At 40.0% G+C, this 18,439-nt stretch carries 13 protein-coding genes; 9 read left to right on the top strand and 4 right to left on the bottom strand.

The genetic code is table 11. From position 1 onward, the window contains the following. Positions 1-93 precede the first annotated feature (93 nt). Entirely contained in the window at positions 94-1,143 is a 1,050-nt protein-coding gene (locus tag VB654_RS17785) for an iron ABC transporter permease (RefSeq protein ID WP_323215145.1), read from the top strand. 37 nt (positions 1,144-1,180) lie between these two features. Here VB654_RS17785 and VB654_RS17780 read toward each other — a convergent pair whose 3' ends face one another. Together VB654_RS17780 and VB654_RS17775 are read right to left on the bottom strand one after the other, a co-directional pair. Next, the gene (locus VB654_RS17780) at positions 1,181-2,272 is read right to left on the bottom strand and encodes a precorrin-8X methylmutase (RefSeq protein WP_323215144.1); all 1,092 of its coding nucleotides are present in this window, start codon (positions 2,270-2,272) and stop codon (positions 1,181-1,183) included. 26 nt (positions 2,273-2,298) lie between these two features. After that, positions 2,299-3,825 carry a hypothetical protein gene (locus tag VB654_RS17775; protein ID WP_323215143.1) on the bottom strand — a complete coding sequence of 509 codons (1,527 nt, stop codon included), beginning with the start codon at positions 3,823-3,825 and terminating at the stop codon, positions 2,299-2,301. A 127-nt stretch (positions 3,826-3,952) separates the two neighbouring features. On the opposite strand from VB654_RS17775, the gene VB654_RS17770 reads away from it, so the two are divergent. After that, positions 3,953-5,878: a heavy metal translocating P-type ATPase gene (locus tag VB654_RS17770; RefSeq protein WP_323215142.1), complete on the top strand. Its 1,926-nt coding sequence runs from the start codon at positions 3,953-3,955 to the stop codon at positions 5,876-5,878. Between the two features lie 118 nt (positions 5,879-5,996). Further along, a complete protein-coding gene (locus tag VB654_RS17765; RefSeq protein WP_323215141.1) occupies positions 5,997-6,434 on the top strand; it encodes a DUF6918 family protein in 438 nt (145 codons plus the stop codon). A 254-nt stretch (positions 6,435-6,688) separates the two neighbouring features. Here VB654_RS17765 and VB654_RS17760 read toward each other — a convergent pair whose 3' ends face one another. After that, positions 6,689-7,723, bottom strand: coding sequence for a hypothetical protein (locus VB654_RS17760; protein WP_323215140.1), 1,035 nt, complete (start codon positions 7,721-7,723; stop codon positions 6,689-6,691). Positions 7,724-8,518: 795 nt separating this feature from the next. On the opposite strand from VB654_RS17760, the gene glyS reads away from it, so the two are divergent. The 6 genes from glyS to VB654_RS17730 all read left to right on the top strand — a co-directional run bounded on the left by glyS (position 8,519) and on the right by VB654_RS17730 (position 17,140). After that, positions 8,519-10,669 carry a glycine--tRNA ligase subunit beta gene (gene glyS, locus VB654_RS17755; RefSeq protein ID WP_323215139.1) on the top strand — a complete coding sequence of 717 codons (2,151 nt, stop codon included), beginning with the start codon at positions 8,519-8,521 and terminating at the stop codon, positions 10,667-10,669. Between the two features lie 181 nt (positions 10,670-10,850). Then, on the top strand, positions 10,851-12,218 hold the full coding sequence (murD, locus tag VB654_RS17750) for a UDP-N-acetylmuramoyl-L-alanine--D-glutamate ligase (protein WP_323215138.1): 1,368 nt from the start codon (positions 10,851-10,853) through the stop codon (positions 12,216-12,218). Between the two features lie 106 nt (positions 12,219-12,324). Further along, positions 12,325-15,498, top strand: coding sequence for a DEAD/DEAH box helicase (locus VB654_RS17745; RefSeq protein WP_323215137.1), 3,174 nt, complete (start codon positions 12,325-12,327; stop codon positions 15,496-15,498). Between the two features lie 175 nt (positions 15,499-15,673). Beyond that, positions 15,674-15,946, top strand: a complete 273-nt coding sequence (locus tag VB654_RS17740; protein ID WP_323215136.1) for a type II toxin-antitoxin system HicA family toxin — start codon at positions 15,674-15,676, stop codon at positions 15,944-15,946. Then, positions 15,933-16,268 (top strand): type II toxin-antitoxin system HicB family antitoxin, encoded by a 336-nt coding sequence (locus VB654_RS17735; protein WP_323215135.1) that lies wholly within the window; start codon positions 15,933-15,935, stop codon positions 16,266-16,268. The genes VB654_RS17740 and VB654_RS17735 overlap by 14 nt, the downstream gene beginning before the upstream one ends. A gap of 29 nt (positions 16,269-16,297) precedes the next feature. Further along, positions 16,298-17,140: an SWIM zinc finger family protein gene (locus VB654_RS17730; RefSeq protein WP_323215134.1), complete on the top strand. Its 843-nt coding sequence runs from the start codon at positions 16,298-16,300 to the stop codon at positions 17,138-17,140. Between the two features lie 11 nt (positions 17,141-17,151). Here the strand turns inward: VB654_RS17730 and VB654_RS17725 are convergent, their stop codons facing one another. Then, positions 17,152-17,931: an MBL fold metallo-hydrolase gene (locus VB654_RS17725; RefSeq protein ID WP_323215133.1), complete on the bottom strand. Its 780-nt coding sequence runs from the start codon at positions 17,929-17,931 to the stop codon at positions 17,152-17,154. Between the last annotated feature and the right edge of the window lie 508 nt (positions 17,932-18,439).

Raw genomic sequence — 18,439 nt, 5'->3', positions numbered from 1 at the left:
AACTATTTTATTACCGTAAATTAACTTAAATATACTCTCAAAAATAATTTCTCTGTGTCCTCTGCGTCTCTGTGGTTCGTTTTTATAAAAATTATGTTACTACGAAAATATAAATTCCATCTGAGATTATTTACTCGTCAACATCTAATTTTCTTGACTTTACTATCAGCCTTAATCTTCGCTTTTTTACTAAACTTAGGTTTCGGTTCAGTTCATATACCTATGAACGAAGTTTTTAGCATCTTACTAGGAGGAGAATCAGAAAAAGCCTCTTGGACAAATATTATTCTCAAGTTTCGTTTACCTAAAGCCCTAACAGCTACTTTAGCCGGAGCAGCTTTGGGAGTTAGTGGTTTACAAATGCAAACTTTATTTAGAAATGCTTTGGCTGGCCCCTTTGTATTAGGAATTAGTTCTGGCGCAAGTTTAGGAGTAGCGTTACTGGTTCTGACAACAGGTGCTACTGGTGCTGGTGCTTTAGGAATAATTGGCGACTTAAGTTTAGTTATAGCAGCTAGTTTAGGCGCAGGTTTAGCTTTAGGTTTGGTGTTAGTTGTGGCGCGTTGTGTTCAAGATACGATGCAATTGCTGATTTTAGGTTTACTGTTTGGCTATGCTACCAGTGCTTTAGTGAGTATTTTGCTGCAATTTAGTGAAACTAATAATATTCAAACTTACTTACAATGGACTTTTGGCAGTTTTGGGGGTGTGACTTGGACACAAATATTAGTTTTAGCACCTGTGGTGATTTTGGGGTTAGCTGTGGCTATTCCATTGTCGAAATCATTAAATGTGCTGTTGCTGGGTGAGTCCTATGCTATGAGTCTGGGGTTGGCTGTTGAACGTACTCGGTTTTGGTTGATTATGAGTGCTTCTATTTTAGCAGGGACTATTACGGCTTTTTGTGGGCCGATCGCTTTTTTGGGGGTTTCTGTTCCTCACCTTTGTCGGAGTTTGTTTAATACTTCTGACCATCGGGTTTTGGTTCCTGCTGTGACGATGATGGGGGCTATTTTGGCTGTGGTTGCAGATTTGGTTTCTCAGTTACCTGGGAATCAGTTGGTTTTACCTCTGAATTCGGTGACGGCTTTGATTGGGACTCCGGTTGTGAGTTGGTTGATTTTGCGGCGGCGGAGGGGGTAGGAGGAATGTTTCGCGCAAAGGCGCAAAGTCGCAAAGGTTAGGAGGTAAGATGGCAATGGCAGTCTGGTTTGTTGATTAGGGTTTCTAGTAGGGCGTTGAGAGTTGTGGCGGCTAGGAGTCCTCCGCCCAGGGTTCCTTCTATTGTTATGTAAGGTATGGGTTGTTGCATGAGTCTGCGTTTGGCTGCGGGGGCGTGGCTGAAGCCTATGGGTAAGCCGATGATGAGGGCGGGTTGGATTTTTTTCTGGTCTATGGCTTGGCAGATTTCTAACAGGACTGAGGGGGCGTAACCTATGACTAATATACTATTTTCGCTGATTTGGGTGAGTTTTTTTCGCCATTGCTGCTGTTGCCAAAATTCTGTTTCGGCTTCTGGGGCGGTGGTAATATGGGGGTTGTCTATTAAGGTGATGGTTTGACAGCCTAGATGGGTGAGTCTGGTTTGGTCTAAGGCTGCGGCGACGGTGGGGATATCTACGACGATTTTACACGCTGATTTGAGGCTTTCTCTACTGGCCGCGATCGCACCTTGACTGATTTTCACAAAGGATACTAAACTAACATCACCGCAGGCTAACACTAATTGGGCAATTAAATGTTGTTCGATTTCGGAACGTTGGGATAAGTCGGGTAAAATTCTCTGCAATGATTCGGTGAATGATTCTGCATGATGATGTACTTCTGCATCTAAGCCATTCCACAATTGATTGAGTTCTCCTATTCCTACTTGGGTTTCTACTTCTAAATGTTTGAGTTGCGATAGGACTTGGGCTTGCATGATTTGACAATGGCGATCGCGTCCGAGTAAATTCTCTAATGCTGAGGCTGTTTGTCGCAGTTGGGTTATTTGCTGCATCACAGCCCGATATTGTTGCTGGAGTTGTTCTATGAGGTTGTCTGTCTGTGGTTCGACTTCTAAAATGTGGCGAATATGGTTGAGTTGAAAGCCTTGGTTTTTTAAGGCGACGATGCGCTGCAATCTGATTATATCTTTATCTGTGTACAGGCGATAGTTACTAGGCGATCGCTTTGGTTGTGGTAATAGTCCTAATTGATGATAATGTCTCACCATGCGGGGTGTTATGCCTTCTCCTACTGCATCGGTAAGTTCTTTAATTGTTAAGAGCATATTCCTTGATTCAGTGTTTCTCTACTTTATACTTTATTTACCCAATAAAGATAATATCTTTCATCATCCACCCAAGCCTTTTCAAAACTTTGAATAGGCACTATCTGTAAATTATCACGATTTACGTTGAGTTTTTTATTTAAAATTAGCAATATTTTCTTGCTGTCTGCTTGAGTTGTGAATAAATCACTAATTTGTGCTAATATTTCAGGTTGTTCTACATCTTTGCGTCCTGCTTTAAAAAGTGTAAAACTGCCCATGTCTTGCAGTTCAGGATAATATAATTTTCGTCCGAGATAACCAGATATAGCCGCCATATTCGCATCTCGACTGGCGACAATAAATTCATCATTTAATTGGTTTCTTAGAATATAATTAGCCGTTTCCCGACTAGCTGAATATGGGATAATTAAGTCTTTGGTAAAACTAGCAATTCCTCCTATAACCTGCACATACAAAATGAGCATAAATGCTATATAATGCCATTTTTCACCCAGTTTAATTGTTTGTGATTTGAGAGAAAATTTATTGATTAAAAATCTAGACTCTGCATAGTAATTTCCTAGCCATAGCCCTGCTATCAGAATTAAATAAAGATGTCCAAAATGTCGGGGTTGACCTAAAAATCTCAAGTAGGTAAACGCTAGAATTATAGAGTTTCCGATAATGTAGAAAAATAATGCGAATGGTTTTTTAGATAATTTTATTCCAGTTACAGCTAAAATAAATAAAACAATGCAACCACAAACAATTAAATCTAGCCATCTTTTGTGTGTGGGAATTATAAGAAAATAGCTACCAAATAATCTGCCTAAACTTCTGAATACTTGACGCAAATCAAATTGATTTACCCATCCGTCATTTAATCCACCATGAAGATAACTATCTGCTGGAGGAGTAATAATGTAAACGGATAAAAGTAAAGTAAATATGATAATTCCTAAGCTTAAAAATAAATCGTATTTGTGGCTTTGATGAAAATATTGTTTTCGATGTTCGCTATCAAAACAAAATTCTACTAACAAAGTTAACAAAAAAGCAAATGATACTAACAAGGCATAAGCACTACTATTTGCCAATAAACCTAGTAAAATTGCTAAATAAATATAAGTTTTTTTTCTGGATGGAAAAACCGTACAAGCAGCAAAAATAAACAGCATACTAAAAGCATAATTTCTAGATATCAGCAGATACTCATTAAAAGGGAAGAAACCAAAGGAAAAGAGGAATTTCTGTTGGTAATTAAAGGGACTATATAAGCAAAAAATACTAACTGAAAAAATTGCTATGGCTAAATGAAAAAGTTGCATAAGCACGGGATTTTCGGCAATTCTTCTGAGAACTGCGAGACAAAAATACCACAGCACTGGATGTCCTTCATAATGAATATTGGCAATTAAATCTCCAAAGGATTCGCTATCTCTAACAATTAGCCAGGGGTTGAGTTCATCTCGCCACATGGAATGGTTGAGAATACCTATTAAACCGAGAGTAGAAAAAATAATTATAATCAACCAAGGTGATTTAAAAGTGATGGCTTTTTTGATGAACATTGTTAGTTTGGGTGATGTGAATAAGGTTTTTTAACGCAGAGGTGCGCGGAGAGGTTTAGGGTGAGGGCTTGACATTGACAGTAATGTTAAGGTTTAGGGTGAGGGGGTAATGATTTAGGCAATTTTTATGCTCTACCCTCAGCGTTTTAGAGAATTTACTCAGGAACATTCTGATACTTTAGCAGCTTTGGTTTGTGGAATGCTGTTGTTTTTGGGTTGGTTGGCTTTACAGATTGATTGGTTGGGATGGGCTTTGCTGTTTTTACCTGCTGCTTATGTGATTGGTGGTTATGACAGCGCCCGTGAAGGTTTGACTACTTTGATTAAGGAAAAGGAATTAGATGTCGATTTGCTGATGATTGTGGCGGCGCTTGGTGCTGCTAGTCTGGGTTTATGGCGCAGGGAGTATCACCTGATTATTGATGGGGCAATTTTGATTCTCATTTTTGCCATTAGTGGGGCTTTGGAAGGTTACGCGATGCGGCGCACTGAACGCAGTATCAAGGGTTTGATGAGTTTGACTCCAGATACAGCGAGGGTTTTACTGGGGGGAGAGGAAGAAATGCTGCCCATTACTCAGCTAAAGGTGGGTGATGAAATTATTGTGAAACCCGGTGAGTTGATTCCTACTGATGGGTTGATTATCTCTGGTTATAGTACTCTAAATCAAGCCGCAATTACAGGTGAGTCTTTACCTATAGAAAAGACTGTAGGAGATGAGGTTTTTGCAGGGACGCTAAACGGTTTTGGGGCGTTGAAACTTCAGGTACATAAACCAGCTTCTAGTAGTTTAATTCAGCGTGTGATTCGATTGGTGGAACAAGCACAAACGGAAGCACCTCCTTCTCAACAATTTATTGAACGATTTGAACGCATATATGCACGGGTAATTGTGGTGTCTGGTTTATTGTTGGTATTGTTACCGCCTTTTATCTGGGGTTGGACTTGGGAAGTGACAATTTATCGGGCGTTGACTTTTTTGGTTGTGGCTTCTCCCTGTGCGCTGATGGCAGCAATTATGCCTACACTGTTATCAGGAATTGCGAATGGGGCGCGACAGGGGATTTTATTTAAGAATGGGGCGCAGTTGGAAAAGATTGGTAAAGTTCGCGCGATCGCCTTTGATAAAACTGGTACTCTAACCACAGGTAATGTCCAAGTATGTCAAGTAATTTCTAGTAGTGAATATTCGGAGAATGAAGTATTAAAAGCCGCAGCCGCTTTGGAATCTTGCTCAGAACATCCCATAGGTAAAGCCATTGTCCAGGCCGCTGGGACAGACTGGGTACGTGGGGTTGATGTCCAAGCTATACCAGGACAGGGAATTGTCGGCTTTGTGAATAATGCACAGGTGTTTGTGGGGAATACCGCTTTTATCAAGCAATATGTTACCCAGTTGTCAGAGGAGTTACAAAAATCGGCGCAGTCTTTGGAAAATGAAGGTAAAACGGTGGTTTGGGTCGCAAAGAACCCGCAAGCTGAGAAGGGAATAGTTGTTATGGGTGCGATCGCCATTTCCGATATGCTCAGAATAGAAGCCAAAGCCATGATTAGCCGCTTGCGAAAATTGGGAGTTGAGCAAATTGTCATGATTACCGGCGATAATCAACGCACGGCTGACAGTGTAGCGCGAACTGTGGGTATTGACCGAGTTTATGCAGAACTCCTCCCTGAAGATAAGCTAGATGTCATCCGTAAGCTCCAGGAAGAGTATCAAACCGTAGCAATGGTGGGGGATGGAATTAATGATGCGCCAGCCTTGGCACAGGCTTCTGTAGGTATTGCTATGGGCATCGCTGGTAGTGATGTAGCCTTGGAAACAGCAGATATCGTATTAATGGCAGATAAGTTAGAGAAACTCGCCACAGCTATAGAATTAGGCAGGCGATCGCACTCTGTGGTTAAACAGAATATAGTTATAGCGTTAGGGTTTATTCTCTTGTTATTAATTGGTAACTTTTTAGGGAACATTAACCTCCCCATCGGCGTAATTGGTCATGAAGGTTCCACAGTCTTAGTGACACTCAGTGGTTTAAGGCTACTGAAAAATTAAATTGAATAGAATTCCGGGTTTTATCGGCAATCATGCGGACATGATATAAGCTAATGAAATTAGCTAAAAATTCCCTTTGCCAAGACAATTATTTACATTGATACTCAGGAGGAATAAAATGGGATTGAGTGATCAGGTGTTAAGTCCAAACAACAAGGCTATGGTTATAGATGATTGCTGCAAAATGATTGACCAGCAACTATCCACCAAATCAGGGATAAGTGGTATAGCCTTAAAAACAGCCTTTTCAGCCTTAAAGGGAGTAAAACCCGGATACATCCCCTACATTGTCGAACAGCTACTACCGCAGTTCTTGACAGCCCTTGACCCCCTCTGGAGTGAGGGTATAGAAAAGGGTGATCCCGTCGCCCATCTGATCGCCAGTCGTTCTGATACAGCAGATGCTATGCTGGGGATTACCGATGCTAGGGTTAAGCAAACAAAGCGCCAAATAGTCAAAGGAACCTATGAAAAATTCCGTGGTACTGCCAAAAAACACGTAGAAGAAGCCGTACCAGACTTAGCTAAAATAATCGAAAAATATACTAAAGTCTAATCGAAAAATTACGTAAGGCTTGCTGTTCGCATAGCGTACCGTTAGGCATAAAATCTTTGTCGTGGAGACAGGTAACAGTTGTGTAGGGTGTGTTATGCCATAGGCTAACGCACAATCCTACTGAATTAAAGACTTCCAAATAAAAAAATATCCCGTCGTTTTGAGAGCAGGGGAGCAGGGGGAGGAAAGGTCATTTTAGTTGCAGAAATTTGGAATCAACTTTTTTGTGGAGTTCTCTTAACAAAGTTAAATTTTTACAGATAAACCTCAATCGGCTTTACTGGCTGACCATCCGACCAAGATCCCATATTGAATTGTAACTCATCAGCCCTAGCACCAAAGCGGATGACTTGATCAAGTGCATACCAGATATAACGCCAGTTCAAGTTATTTTCTCTACCCACACCATCTAAAACCGATTCCGCCAAACAATCAGGGAAAAAGCTAGTATCTATAGTCGCCTGTTCATGATTAGCATACATTGGTTCATAGCCATGCTGGTCAGTAAAGGAAAGATACATTTTCTTGTAATTAGTGGCGATAAATTGGTTAAATGGTGTCACCCAATCTTGTTTAGGAATCACCGTATCCTCATTTCCGTGGAGAATAGCCAGAGGTACATTGAAACTAGCGCCAGTTTCTTGAATATTAACTTGGTCTTTAAAGCCTCCCACTTTATTAAGTATACTACGCACAAAAGCAGGAATATTAGAATCTGAGGCGGGAATTGGGTCAGCCACCACAATTTGTTTTGGTAACATATTCACAGGAACTTGATTTTGAGCGTAATAATTCCAGCTAAGGGCAAAAAGTCCACCAAGCGAATGACCAAATAAATAAGTATCGACATTTTGGGTAAATAGATTTACCTGTTGATAGGCATTTATGGCACTCTGAATAGCAGAATTTATCCAAGTTTGTGGACTGATAGGGAAGGGGTGCAGAATTTCTTCACTCAATTGCAGGATGGTTTTTAATAAACAGCCAGAAAATTCACAAAAACCACGTTGATAGTTAGGATAAATGACATAGTAACCTTGTTTTACCAGATGTTCTAAATGAGTGCTGTAAATTTCCGATGCACCCAAAGCAAAACCATGTAGATAAATCACCGCTTGGGGAATATGATCATTTTTGTAATAGGGTTGTTCGGGAATATAAATTTTTACATAAGTTCCTTGATTACATTCACCAAAAGTTTTGATTTGATAATTGGGTGATGTATAGATATTACTATAATCGGGTTTGGGAGGAGATTTAATATTCAGGTTTTTGGGTATGTTTTGCATAGATATGTGTGAGTGGGTAGTATAGTCCACCTTTTTTATCTTTCAAAAGGGTTATTCTGATGCAAACATTAACTAACAATATAATTTTTTATTTAAGTTTTTTCCTTTATTATACACTCAGATTGATTTTTTTTGAATCCAAAATGCAAAATGAAGAATGGAAATAATTTTGAATTGATATTGAAAGTAACCCTCAACCCAAGGATTTTATCCGGTTTACGGCGCGGTCTTCGTAAAACCTTTTTTATCTTTAGGATAAGGGATTTTTGCCTCTATTCACTCAATCGGGAATTTGAATCTCTCTGTCAACAGCTAATCAACCAGGATTGTTAGATATATTGGTATTTTTCTTGTCCTTTTTTTTGTCAGCATCCTTTTTAGGTTTTTTTACTTCTTTATTGCTCTTTTTTTCTTTAGACATAATGACTCTCCAATGTAGTGATAAATAAAGTAGCTACAGCGTCAGAAAACTCTTGTTTAAGAAAGATTCTTTTACAAAATTATTTGTTTTCAAAATCAAGAATCTTCAAGTTTTCTATTCAGCAATAATAGATATTTTATTAAATCGTAAGCTCTTACTATAGCAGTTATATATACTAAATAATTGTATATAAGTAAAACTCATTATTTTTATACTTAGCTGTTTTTTAGCTTTGAAGCTGAGTTGATACAGAATACCACCAGTTAAAAACGTGTAAAATAGCTGGCGATGGTGGCTGAATTTGGGTGAGGATGTCTCCCGCCTCGTGCCAAATGTTAGTAAACTGTGGGAACGCCAAGTTAAAAGATTGTCCTATGACTGCATTTTTATTAGAAGTTGGTACAGAAGAATTACCCGCAAGTTTTCTCAGTGATGCCATATTACAATGGCGATCGCGCATTCCCCAAAGTTTAGCAGCCAATAGTCTCAGCAGCGCGGCTGTGGAGGTTTACGGTACTCCCCGGCGGTTGGCAATTCTCATCACAGGTCTACCGTCCCAGCAACCAGACCGAGAAGAGGAAGTTAAGGGACCTCCCGCCCAAGCTGCTTTTAAGGATGGTCAGCCCACACCAGCCGCTACAGGGTTTGCTAAAAAGCAAGGTGTGGATATCGCCGCTTTGGAAATTCGCCCCACTGAGAAGGGGGATTTTGTCTTTGTCAAGAAAAGTATTCCCGGTCGTCCTGTGGCGGAAATTCTCACAGAACTAATTCCTGAGTGGATTTCGGGTTTGGAAGGAAAGCGGTTAATGCGCTGGGGTAATGGGGAGATGAAGTTTTCTCGCCCTATTCGCTGGCTAGTGGCTTTGTTAGATGATACAATTATGCCCATTGAATTGGTGAATGGATCTGAGACAATTACAAGCGATCGCATTACCTACGGTCATCGTGTCTTACATCCCGCAACTGTGACCATTCCTCAAGCTACAGATTACGTCAAGACCCTCAGCGATGCTTTTGTGATCGTTGACCCAGAAGCACGGGCTAATATTATCCAACGGGAAGTCCAAGCAGCAGCCGAAAAAGCCGGCGGATTTACTGTATTTTACCCCGATTTGTTAGCAGAAGTTACCAATCTGGTAGAATATCCTTCTGCTGTAGTCGGTAAATTTGAACCAGAATTTTTGCAGTTACCCACTGAGGTAATTACAGAAGTTATGGTGACACACCAGCGTTATTTTCCGGTATTTAAAGCGGCTGAAAGCAAAGAATTATTACCTAATTTTATCACAGTTTCTAATGGCGACCCCACGAAAGCAGATATTATTGCTGTGGGAAATGAAAGGGTAATTCGTGCCAGATTAGCTGATGGCAAATTCTTCTATAAAGCTGATTTAGCCAAACCTTTAGTCAGCTATTTACCGCAGTTAGAAACAGTCACATTCCAAGAAGAATTGGGTTCAGTTCGTGACAAAGTAGATAGAATAGTCACCATTGCTGATTACATTAGCCGACAACTAGAATTAGATCCAAACAAACGCGAAAAAACCGAACGAGCCGCTTTATTATGTAAAGCTGATTTGGTTTCGCAAATGGTGTATGAATTTCCAGAATTGCAAGGCATTATGGGCGAAAAATATGCTTTAGCCAGTGGGGAAGATGCCGAAGTCGCCAGCGCCATTGTGCAACATTATTTACCCACAGGTGCAGGTGATATTTTACCGGAAACTCTCACAGGTCAAATTGTCGGTTTAGCTGATAGATTAGATACTTTAGTCAGCATCTTTGGCTTGGGTTTAATTCCCACAGGTTCCTCAGACCCCTTTGCATTGCGTCGTGCGGCAAATGCGGTGGTTAATATTACTTGGTTTGCGAATTTGTCGATTAATTTAAATCAATTATTAAGGCAAATAGCTACAGATTTTGCGGCGAAATACCACAAAGAACAAGACAAATTAATTGCCGCTTTGCAAGAGTTTTTCTTACAACGGATTCGCACCTTACTACAAGACGAAAAGCAAATAGACTATGACCTAGTAAACGCCGTTTTGGGAGAGAATGACCCAGAATATACAGAACGGGCGTTACAGGATTTGCTAGATGTGCGCGATCGCGCCTTATATCTGCAACAAATCCGCAAAGATGGTACTCTAGATAAAATCTACGAAACTGTCAACCGTTCCACCAGACTAGCCGCCCAAGGTGATTTAGACTTCCAGCAGCTAGAACCCACAAGTTTAATTCAACCAGAACTATTCCAAAAGTCTTCTGAGCAAGCATTCTACAACGCCCTAGTAGAATTAGTACCACAAACTCAAGCAGCGAAACAAACCCGCAACTATCAACTATTGATAGCAGCATTGGCAAAAATCGCGCCCACCGTGGCTAACTTCTTTGATGGTGAAGACAGCGTTTTAGTCATGGACCCCAATCCAGATATTAAACGCAATCGGCTACACCTACTAGGATTATTGCGGAATCATGCCCGTGTGTTGGCTGATTTTGGTGCCATTGTCAAAAATTTGTAGCCCAATACCATTTGTTTCTCTCTTTCTTTGTGTACTTTGCGTCCTTTGTGGTATGCGCTTCGCGCACGCTAGGCGAACGTTCCTCATACAGAATTGGTATAAAGTCACAAAAAATTGGTGTAATTGTTGCCAATAAGCGTTAATATAATTAGTGCTTAACCAGGGAACTCTGCTACAGTCTATGCCTAGAGCTTCAGTAATTGGATTAGGAAAGTCCGGTGTTGCTACGGCGAGATTGTTGAAACGGGAAGGTTGGGAGGTAGTGCTAAGTGATAGTAACACCTCCTCTAGCCTCCTGAAACAACAACAAGAACTCGCGACTGAACAAATCACTGTGAAATTGGGGCATTCTCTTGATTTAAATGGCACTGATTTATCTGATTTAATTGTTGTTAGTCCTGGCGTACCTTGGGATATTCCCGTGTTAGTCAAGGCGCGAGAATTAGGTATTGAAACTATCGGCGAAATGGAACTCGCTTGGCGATATTTACAAGCTTCCCCCTGGGTGGGTATTACTGGCACGAATGGTAAAACCACGACTACGGCTTTAATTGCCGCCATATTTCAAGCCGCCGGATTAAATGCCCCTGCCTGTGGTAATATTGGTTATGCTGCCTGTGAAGTTGCGCTATCTGAAAAACTACCAGATTGGGTAATAGCCGAAATTAGCAGTTATCAAATAGAGTCCTCAGTTACTCTCGCCCCCCGCATCGGCATTTGGACGACTTTTACACCAGACCATCTGGCACGTCATAAGACTTTAGAAAATTACTACAATATCAAAGCTAAGTTATTACATCAGTCCCATTTTCAAGTATTTAATGGTGATGACTCCTATTTAAATAAAATGGGTATTAGTCATTGGCCGGATGCTTATTGGACAAGTGTGAAAGGTGAAGATTTTTTAGTGAGTGAACAAGGCTTTTATATTAAAGATGGTTGGATTATAGAAAAATTAAAACCAACCTCTAAACCAGAAAAAGTTTTATCAGCCTCGGCTTTGCGAATGGTCGGAGAACATAACCTGCAAAATCTCTTAATGGCTGTTGCTGCGGCGCGGTTAGCAGAAATTGCACCTGATGCTATTGATACTGCAATTCGCAAATTTTCAGGTGTTCCCCATCGTTTAGAACATATTTGCACTTGGGAAGGAATTGATTTTATTAACGACAGTAAAGCCACTAATTATGATGCGGCTGAAGTCGGGTTAGTCTCTGTGAACAGTCCCGCGATTTTGATTGCTGGTGGGGAAGCTAAACCGGGTGATGATACTGGCTGGTTAACTAAAATTCAAGCCAAAGCTGCTGCGGTTTTATTAATTGGTAATGCAGCACCCGCATTTGCTCAACGTCTGCAAGCGGTGGGTTATACTAATTACGAAATTGTGGAAACGATGGCGAAGGCGGTTCCTCGGTCAGCAGCATTAGCGAAAGAATATCACGCGTCTGTGGTTTTGTTGTCTCCGGCTTGTGCGAGTTTTGACCAGTACCCTAATTTTGAGGCCAGGGGTGATGATTTTCGGAATTTGTGTCTGGCTGGGGTGGGGTGAAAGATTCACGCAGAGGCGCACCAGGCGCGGAGAGTAATAATTGACATGATTTTTGGTACAGTGGTAATAAACTACTAAATTTTTTCAATCCAAAGGCATCATTTTTATGAAAGTCCTGCATGGAACTTGGATACCAGATGCGTCTACTGATTTTATTCAGTCGGGGTCTTTTTATTTGTGGGTGGAAACTCCGGTTAGTCAGAAAAGCCGCAGTCATAGCCAAGGTATTCATCCCGGACATTTAGCTAAGGCGGAATTATCTAATTTTTTAACGCAGGAGTTGGGAATTAAAGCCACAGCGTCTCAATTGAATCAGTTGATTTCTCCGAAATATTTTGCTTTACCAACTACGAATAATCAACCTTTACCTTCGCCGGAGTTGGTTAAGTATCTGGAAGGGGAAATTCCTGAAGATTATGAGGAGTTTCAATATTGGCAGGTTGATTGCTATGAAACGGTCATCTATACTAAGGCTGAAAAAGCGATAAATGTAATTAAGTTTCTCAATGATATTCATTTTTTAGCCCTATATAATTCTGGGGATATTCAACTTGGTTCTGATTTACTGTTTTGGTATCACTACACTCAAGCTTTTAAAGCAGTAATTCTAAAAGACCAATATATTCCAGCGCTGGAATATCGGCAGTTAGCAGCTGCAACAACGAAGAAAAAAGGCAAACCATCAACTTCACAGCCTTTTGAGATTTACGCTAATTGGGAAATAATTTCTGAACAATACGAAAGTAATATTCAAAAGTATATTGACTATATGCCACCAATTTGTGTGGCAGGTGCGGCAAAATTAAGTGATAGTATTGAGTTCTTTAATCAGGAAACTTTATTACGTCACTTTTCTGAATCTGTACTGAATGATTTAGTTATACATACACCTTCGACAGCAGCTTTTGATAAGCAAATCTCAGATTCTCTAATTGATTATTGTCTTTATCCCCAACGCCATAACCCACTCACAAGTCATGCTGCTTTAGAAGAATATAAACAATGGCAAGGGTGGAAAAATAAAATTACCCGCACTCAATCAGACTCACCTTTCTATCTCTGCTTTCAACTGCATTCTCCTACTAGCGAAGAAATAGAGAATTGGCAGATGCAATTTTTGGTAGCCAGTAAACAAGACCCTTCTTTAAAGTTGGATTTAGCTGATTACTGGAACATGAATAAAACAGCTAAAACTGCTGTACAGAAGAATTTTGGTAAAAACTTTGAAACTAATTTGTTGCTAAATCTCGGTTACGCAGCGCGAATGTACCCTCAATTATGGCAAGGGTTAGAAACAGACCAGCCGACAGGAATGCAACTGACTTTAGATGCGGCGTTTGATTTTCTCAAAGAAAGTGCTTGGTTGTTAGAAGATGCAGGTTTTAAAGTCATTGTACCTGCTTGGTATACTCCTGCTGGTCGCCGTCGTGCCAAAGTTCGCCTCAAAGCATCTGGTAAGAAACTCGCCCCAACTAAAGGGGAAACAAAAAGCTATTTTGGTTTAGATTCCCTGGTAGAGTATCAATATGAATTAGCCATTGGGGAACAAGTTGTGACTCCCCAAGAATGGGAACAATTAATTAATGCTAAATCTCCTCTAGTGCATTTTCGCGGTCAGTGGATGGAATTAGACCGGGATAAAATGCAGCAGTTACTGGAATTTTGGGAGTCTCACGGTGATGAACAACCCCAAATGAATTTGTTGGAGTTTTTACAACGCAGTGCCGAAGTTGGGGAAGAGTGGGAAATTGAACATGATGAAGTGCTATCGGAGATGATAGCGAAGTTGCAAGATAAAAGCCAATTGGAACCAATTTCTGAAACGTTAAATCTGCAAGGCACTTTACGCGAGTACCAAAAGCGGGGTGTGGCTTGGTTGGAATATCTAGAACGCTTGGGTTTAAATGGCTGTTTAGCAGATGATATGGGTTTAGGTAAGTCGGTACAGGTAATTGCTAGACTTGTGCAGGAAAAGGATGCAGTGGAGTCTGTTTTACCGACTTTATTAATTGCGCCGACTTCCGTTGTGGGTAATTGGCAAAAGGAAATTGCTAAGTTTGCACCCCATTTAAAAAGTATGGTGCATCATGGTAGCGATCGCCTCCAAAATTCTCCAGATTTTAAAGCCGCTTGTCAACAGCATGACGTAATTATTACCTCCTTCACTCTAGCCCGGAAGGATGAAAAGCTGTTCAATAGTGTGGAATGGCAACGTCTGGTTTTAGATGAGGCGCAAAATATCAAAAATCCCAAAGCTGCACAAACCAAAGCTATTCTCAAACTTTCGGCAAAACACCGACTCGCATTAACAGGAACGCCTGTAGAAAACAGACTGCTGGATTTATGGTCAATTTTTAATTTTCTCAATCCTGGTTATTTGGGTAAAGAAGCCCAGTTTCGCAAGTCTTTTGAAGTTCCCATTCAAAAAGATAATGACCGGGTAAAATCAATTACTCTGAAGAAATTGGTGGAACCGCTAATTTTACGCCGGGTGAAAACTGACCAATCGATTATTAATGATTTGCCGGATAAAGTTGAACAAAAACTCTATACTAATTTAACTAAAGAACAAGCATCACTGTATGAAGTTGTGGTGAAAGATGTTGAAGAGAAATTACAACAGACAGAAGGTATTCAACGCAAGGGATTGATACTTTCAACTTTGCTGAAATTAAAACAAATTTGTAATCATCCTGCCCAGTTCTTACAAGATAATAGCGCATTTTCCACCGAGCGATCGCACAAATTGAGCCGATTAGCAGAAATGGTAGATGAAGCGGTTGCCGAAGGTGAAAGTTTGCTGATATTTAGCCAGTTTACAGATGTTTGCGAAAGAGTGGAAAAGCATCTTAAACATAGTCTGCACTGCAATACATACTACCTACATGGTGGCACAAGTCGCAAACGTCGGGAACAGATGATTACTGAATTTCAAGACCCGGATACGGAACCATCTGTATTTATCCTTTCTCTGAAAGCTGGTGGTGTGGGTATTACTCTGACAAAAGCCAATCATGTTTTTCATTTTGACAGGTGGTGGAATCCAGCCGTTGAGGATCAAGCAACCGACCGGGCTTTTCGCATTGGTCAAAAAAAGAATGTGTTTGTGCATAAATTCGTGACTATTGGAACTTTGGAAGAGAGAATTGACCAAATGATTGAGGATAAGAAAAAACTCTCTTCTTCTGTGGTTGGTAGTGATGAATCTTGGTTGACAGAGTTAAATAATGAAGCTTTTAAGCAATTGATAGCTTTGAATAAAAGTGCAATTTTAGAGTAAATTCAACATATAGCAATCCTATTTTTCTCCACCTCTGCGTTCTCTGCGTCTCTGTGGTTTGTTTATTTGAATAATTGATTTTTTACAAGTCCCTTCATCCCTGATAGAGATTTTAATGTTTTGTAAAGTGTAGCGAAAATAGTAGATGATAGTATCATAGAGTGATATTATTAAAATGAACCTTAACAGTAAACAGCAAAGCATACTTAATGCTATTTTTGAGAACCCTGTTAGAGCCAATATTCCTTGGAATGATATCGAGTCCATGCTAATTGCACTAGGAACAGAGGTATCAGAAGGGAAAGGATCACGGGTAAGATTTGCTCTTAATGGCATAAGAGCAACGTTTCATAGACCTCATCCTGAAAAAGAAACTGACAAAGGTGCAGTAAAATCAGTGCGGCGATTTTTAATGGAAGCGGAAGTAGTAAAAAATGATGAAGTATAAAGGATATGAAGCGATTGTAGAATTTGATGATGAAGCTGAAATTTTTCACGGTGAGATAGTTAATATCCGAGATGTAGTCACATTTCAGGGTGATAACGTGAAAGATTTAAAACAAGCTTTTGAAGATTCAATTGAGGATTATCTCGATTTTTGTAGAGAACGTGGTGAGGAGCCTGAAAAACCGTTTTCTGGCAAATTTGTAGTTAGAATTAAGCCCGAATTACATAAAGAAATTTCTATAAAAGCCAGAAAAGAAGGTAAAAGCCTTAATTCTTTGGTAGAAAATGCTTTACAGCAATTTGCGCGACTAACTGAAGTTTAGATTAAGCTATATTACCAGAGGTCTAATTTATGGCTAAATTTACTCGGACTTGGTGGGGCGATCGCTTTATTCAAGCGTTAGAAGAATTCACCGATGATAGCCGACTCCAACGAGGACGTTCTTACGCCCGTGGGGGTAAAGTCTTAAATTTTCAAATTGACAAAAATCACATTATTGCTCAAGTTAAAGGTTCAATTAATCCCTATTTTGGCGTTTATAAAGAACCAACTTATAATATCTCAATTGAAATTAAACCCATTGGTAAAACTAGCTGGAATGAAGCTATTCAAAAGCTGTCCTCTAAGGCTAGTGTGGTTTCTCGATTGTTGCTAAATGAAGTTCCTGAAAATATTGAGGATAATTTTGCTCATTTGGGACTAAATTTATTACCCCACAGTAGTAAAGATTTCATCAGTACAAAATGTTCTTGTCCAGATTATGCTAATCCCTGTAAGCATATCGCTGGAGTCTATTATTTAGTGGCTTCACAACTGGATGAAAACCCATTTTTGTTATTTGAATTACGGGGTTTATCTAAAGCCGAACTACAAACAAAGTTAGCTAATTCACCATTAGGTAAAGCCCTATCAGAATCCCTAAACTCTGAAGAAATTTCCCTAGAACCTGCTACATCCTTTTACACAAAACTAGAAAAAACATCTGTTGACCAAAAGCCCACTGCTAGAGAATTTTGGTTAGGTACAAAACGATTACCATCAACTATCGAAGTTCCTAATCAAAGCAGTGTATCAGCAATTTTGGTGAAGAAACAAGGAGATTTCCCGGCTTTTTGGCCAAAAGATAATTCTTTTATTCAAACAATGGAGGAGTTTTATCAACGGGTGAAAACAAAAAACCAGAAATTACTTTAAGTTTTTTTAAATTATATTGCTAATGCCCGCTTTTGTAATTGTAATTCCACGCGATCGCCTGGCTGCGGTTCCATTACTTGTGTCGTCAAATTATTCTGATTTAGTAATGAATTAAACTCCTTAATACTTCCTTCAGCCTTCAAGAATTTTGTCAGCAAACCTTCAAAAATTACATCTCCACCCGCCGCAGTTGGTAGCATAACTTGTGGTTTTAACCACTGTGCAACTTCCAACGCACTCTTGCTACCTTTAATAACTGGCACACCTAAAGGTAGTGTAATATCAACAATTGGCGTAATCACCACATCCACCGGGGCAAACTTTTTCACTTCTAGGGAATGCGTCCCATGAGGTTCATAGTAAAGTGTTAAACCAGTGCTGACTTCTTTGAGCAAATAACCATTTTCTACCAAGTTATAACCCACTGTAGACCCAGGAACAGCAGTAATTTCTACTTGCTCATTTAAGTTAAAACTCTCACCATGAGCTAAAGATGTAACAGCAGTATAATCCAAACTCTGTAATAATTTCGCCGCATTGGGAGAACCCACAACTTTCATTTGATGGTCAAGCTGCTTCAGCGTTTCTGGATGAGCATGATCTTCCAAACCTTGAGACAGCAAAAGTAAATCAATATTCTCTGGTATGGGGCGTTCTTGTGGTCGAGAACCTTTGAAAAACCAATCCAAATTGCCAAAAGTTAAAGAACCCACTAGCCAAGGGTCAAGTAATATACGTTGGTTGCCAATTTCCAGTAGCCAACTATTGCTGTCAAACCAAGTTAAGTACATAACTAAATTAAAAATAACACCTGCCTTTATTATGGATGGGTTCACCTCTCATTTCCAGCTTATCGGAACCTATCCCACTAATACCAGCATGAAAATGCCTCATAACCCCTAGTATCCCTTAGTTATCGGGTTAATTAGAGCGTCGTTAACATGGCTAATTACGGACTATACCAGGGCTGTTTCGTTCCCTCCGAAGCTCACAATGTCAAGGGTTTCTGAACCGCGATCGCTGGTGTTGTAATGGCTTATACAGGTTTCTCTGAATTGGCAATGGCACTGAATATGCCCTCTAGCTCTTTACTGCTTTGTTGGTTGATTGTGCTAGGAGTTTATGTATGGAGAAAGCCTGCGCTTTAATTCGAGACTCACAAAACTATCAGGAAACTATCCCACTTATAATATTTTGTTGATCCAGATGCTAATTAGGGTTTGCTGTTCGCGTAGCGTGCCGTTAGGCATATAAATTATCTGTGGAGATTAGGGAACAGGGAACAGTTTCAAGAGTTTA

The organism is Nodularia sp. UHCC 0506, from assembly GCF_034931045.1.
Lineage (GTDB): Bacteria > Cyanobacteriota > Cyanobacteriia > Cyanobacteriales > Nostocaceae > Nodularia.
Note: the sequence above shows the minus strand (reverse complement) of the source record. Positions and strands in the feature narration are given on the sequence as shown.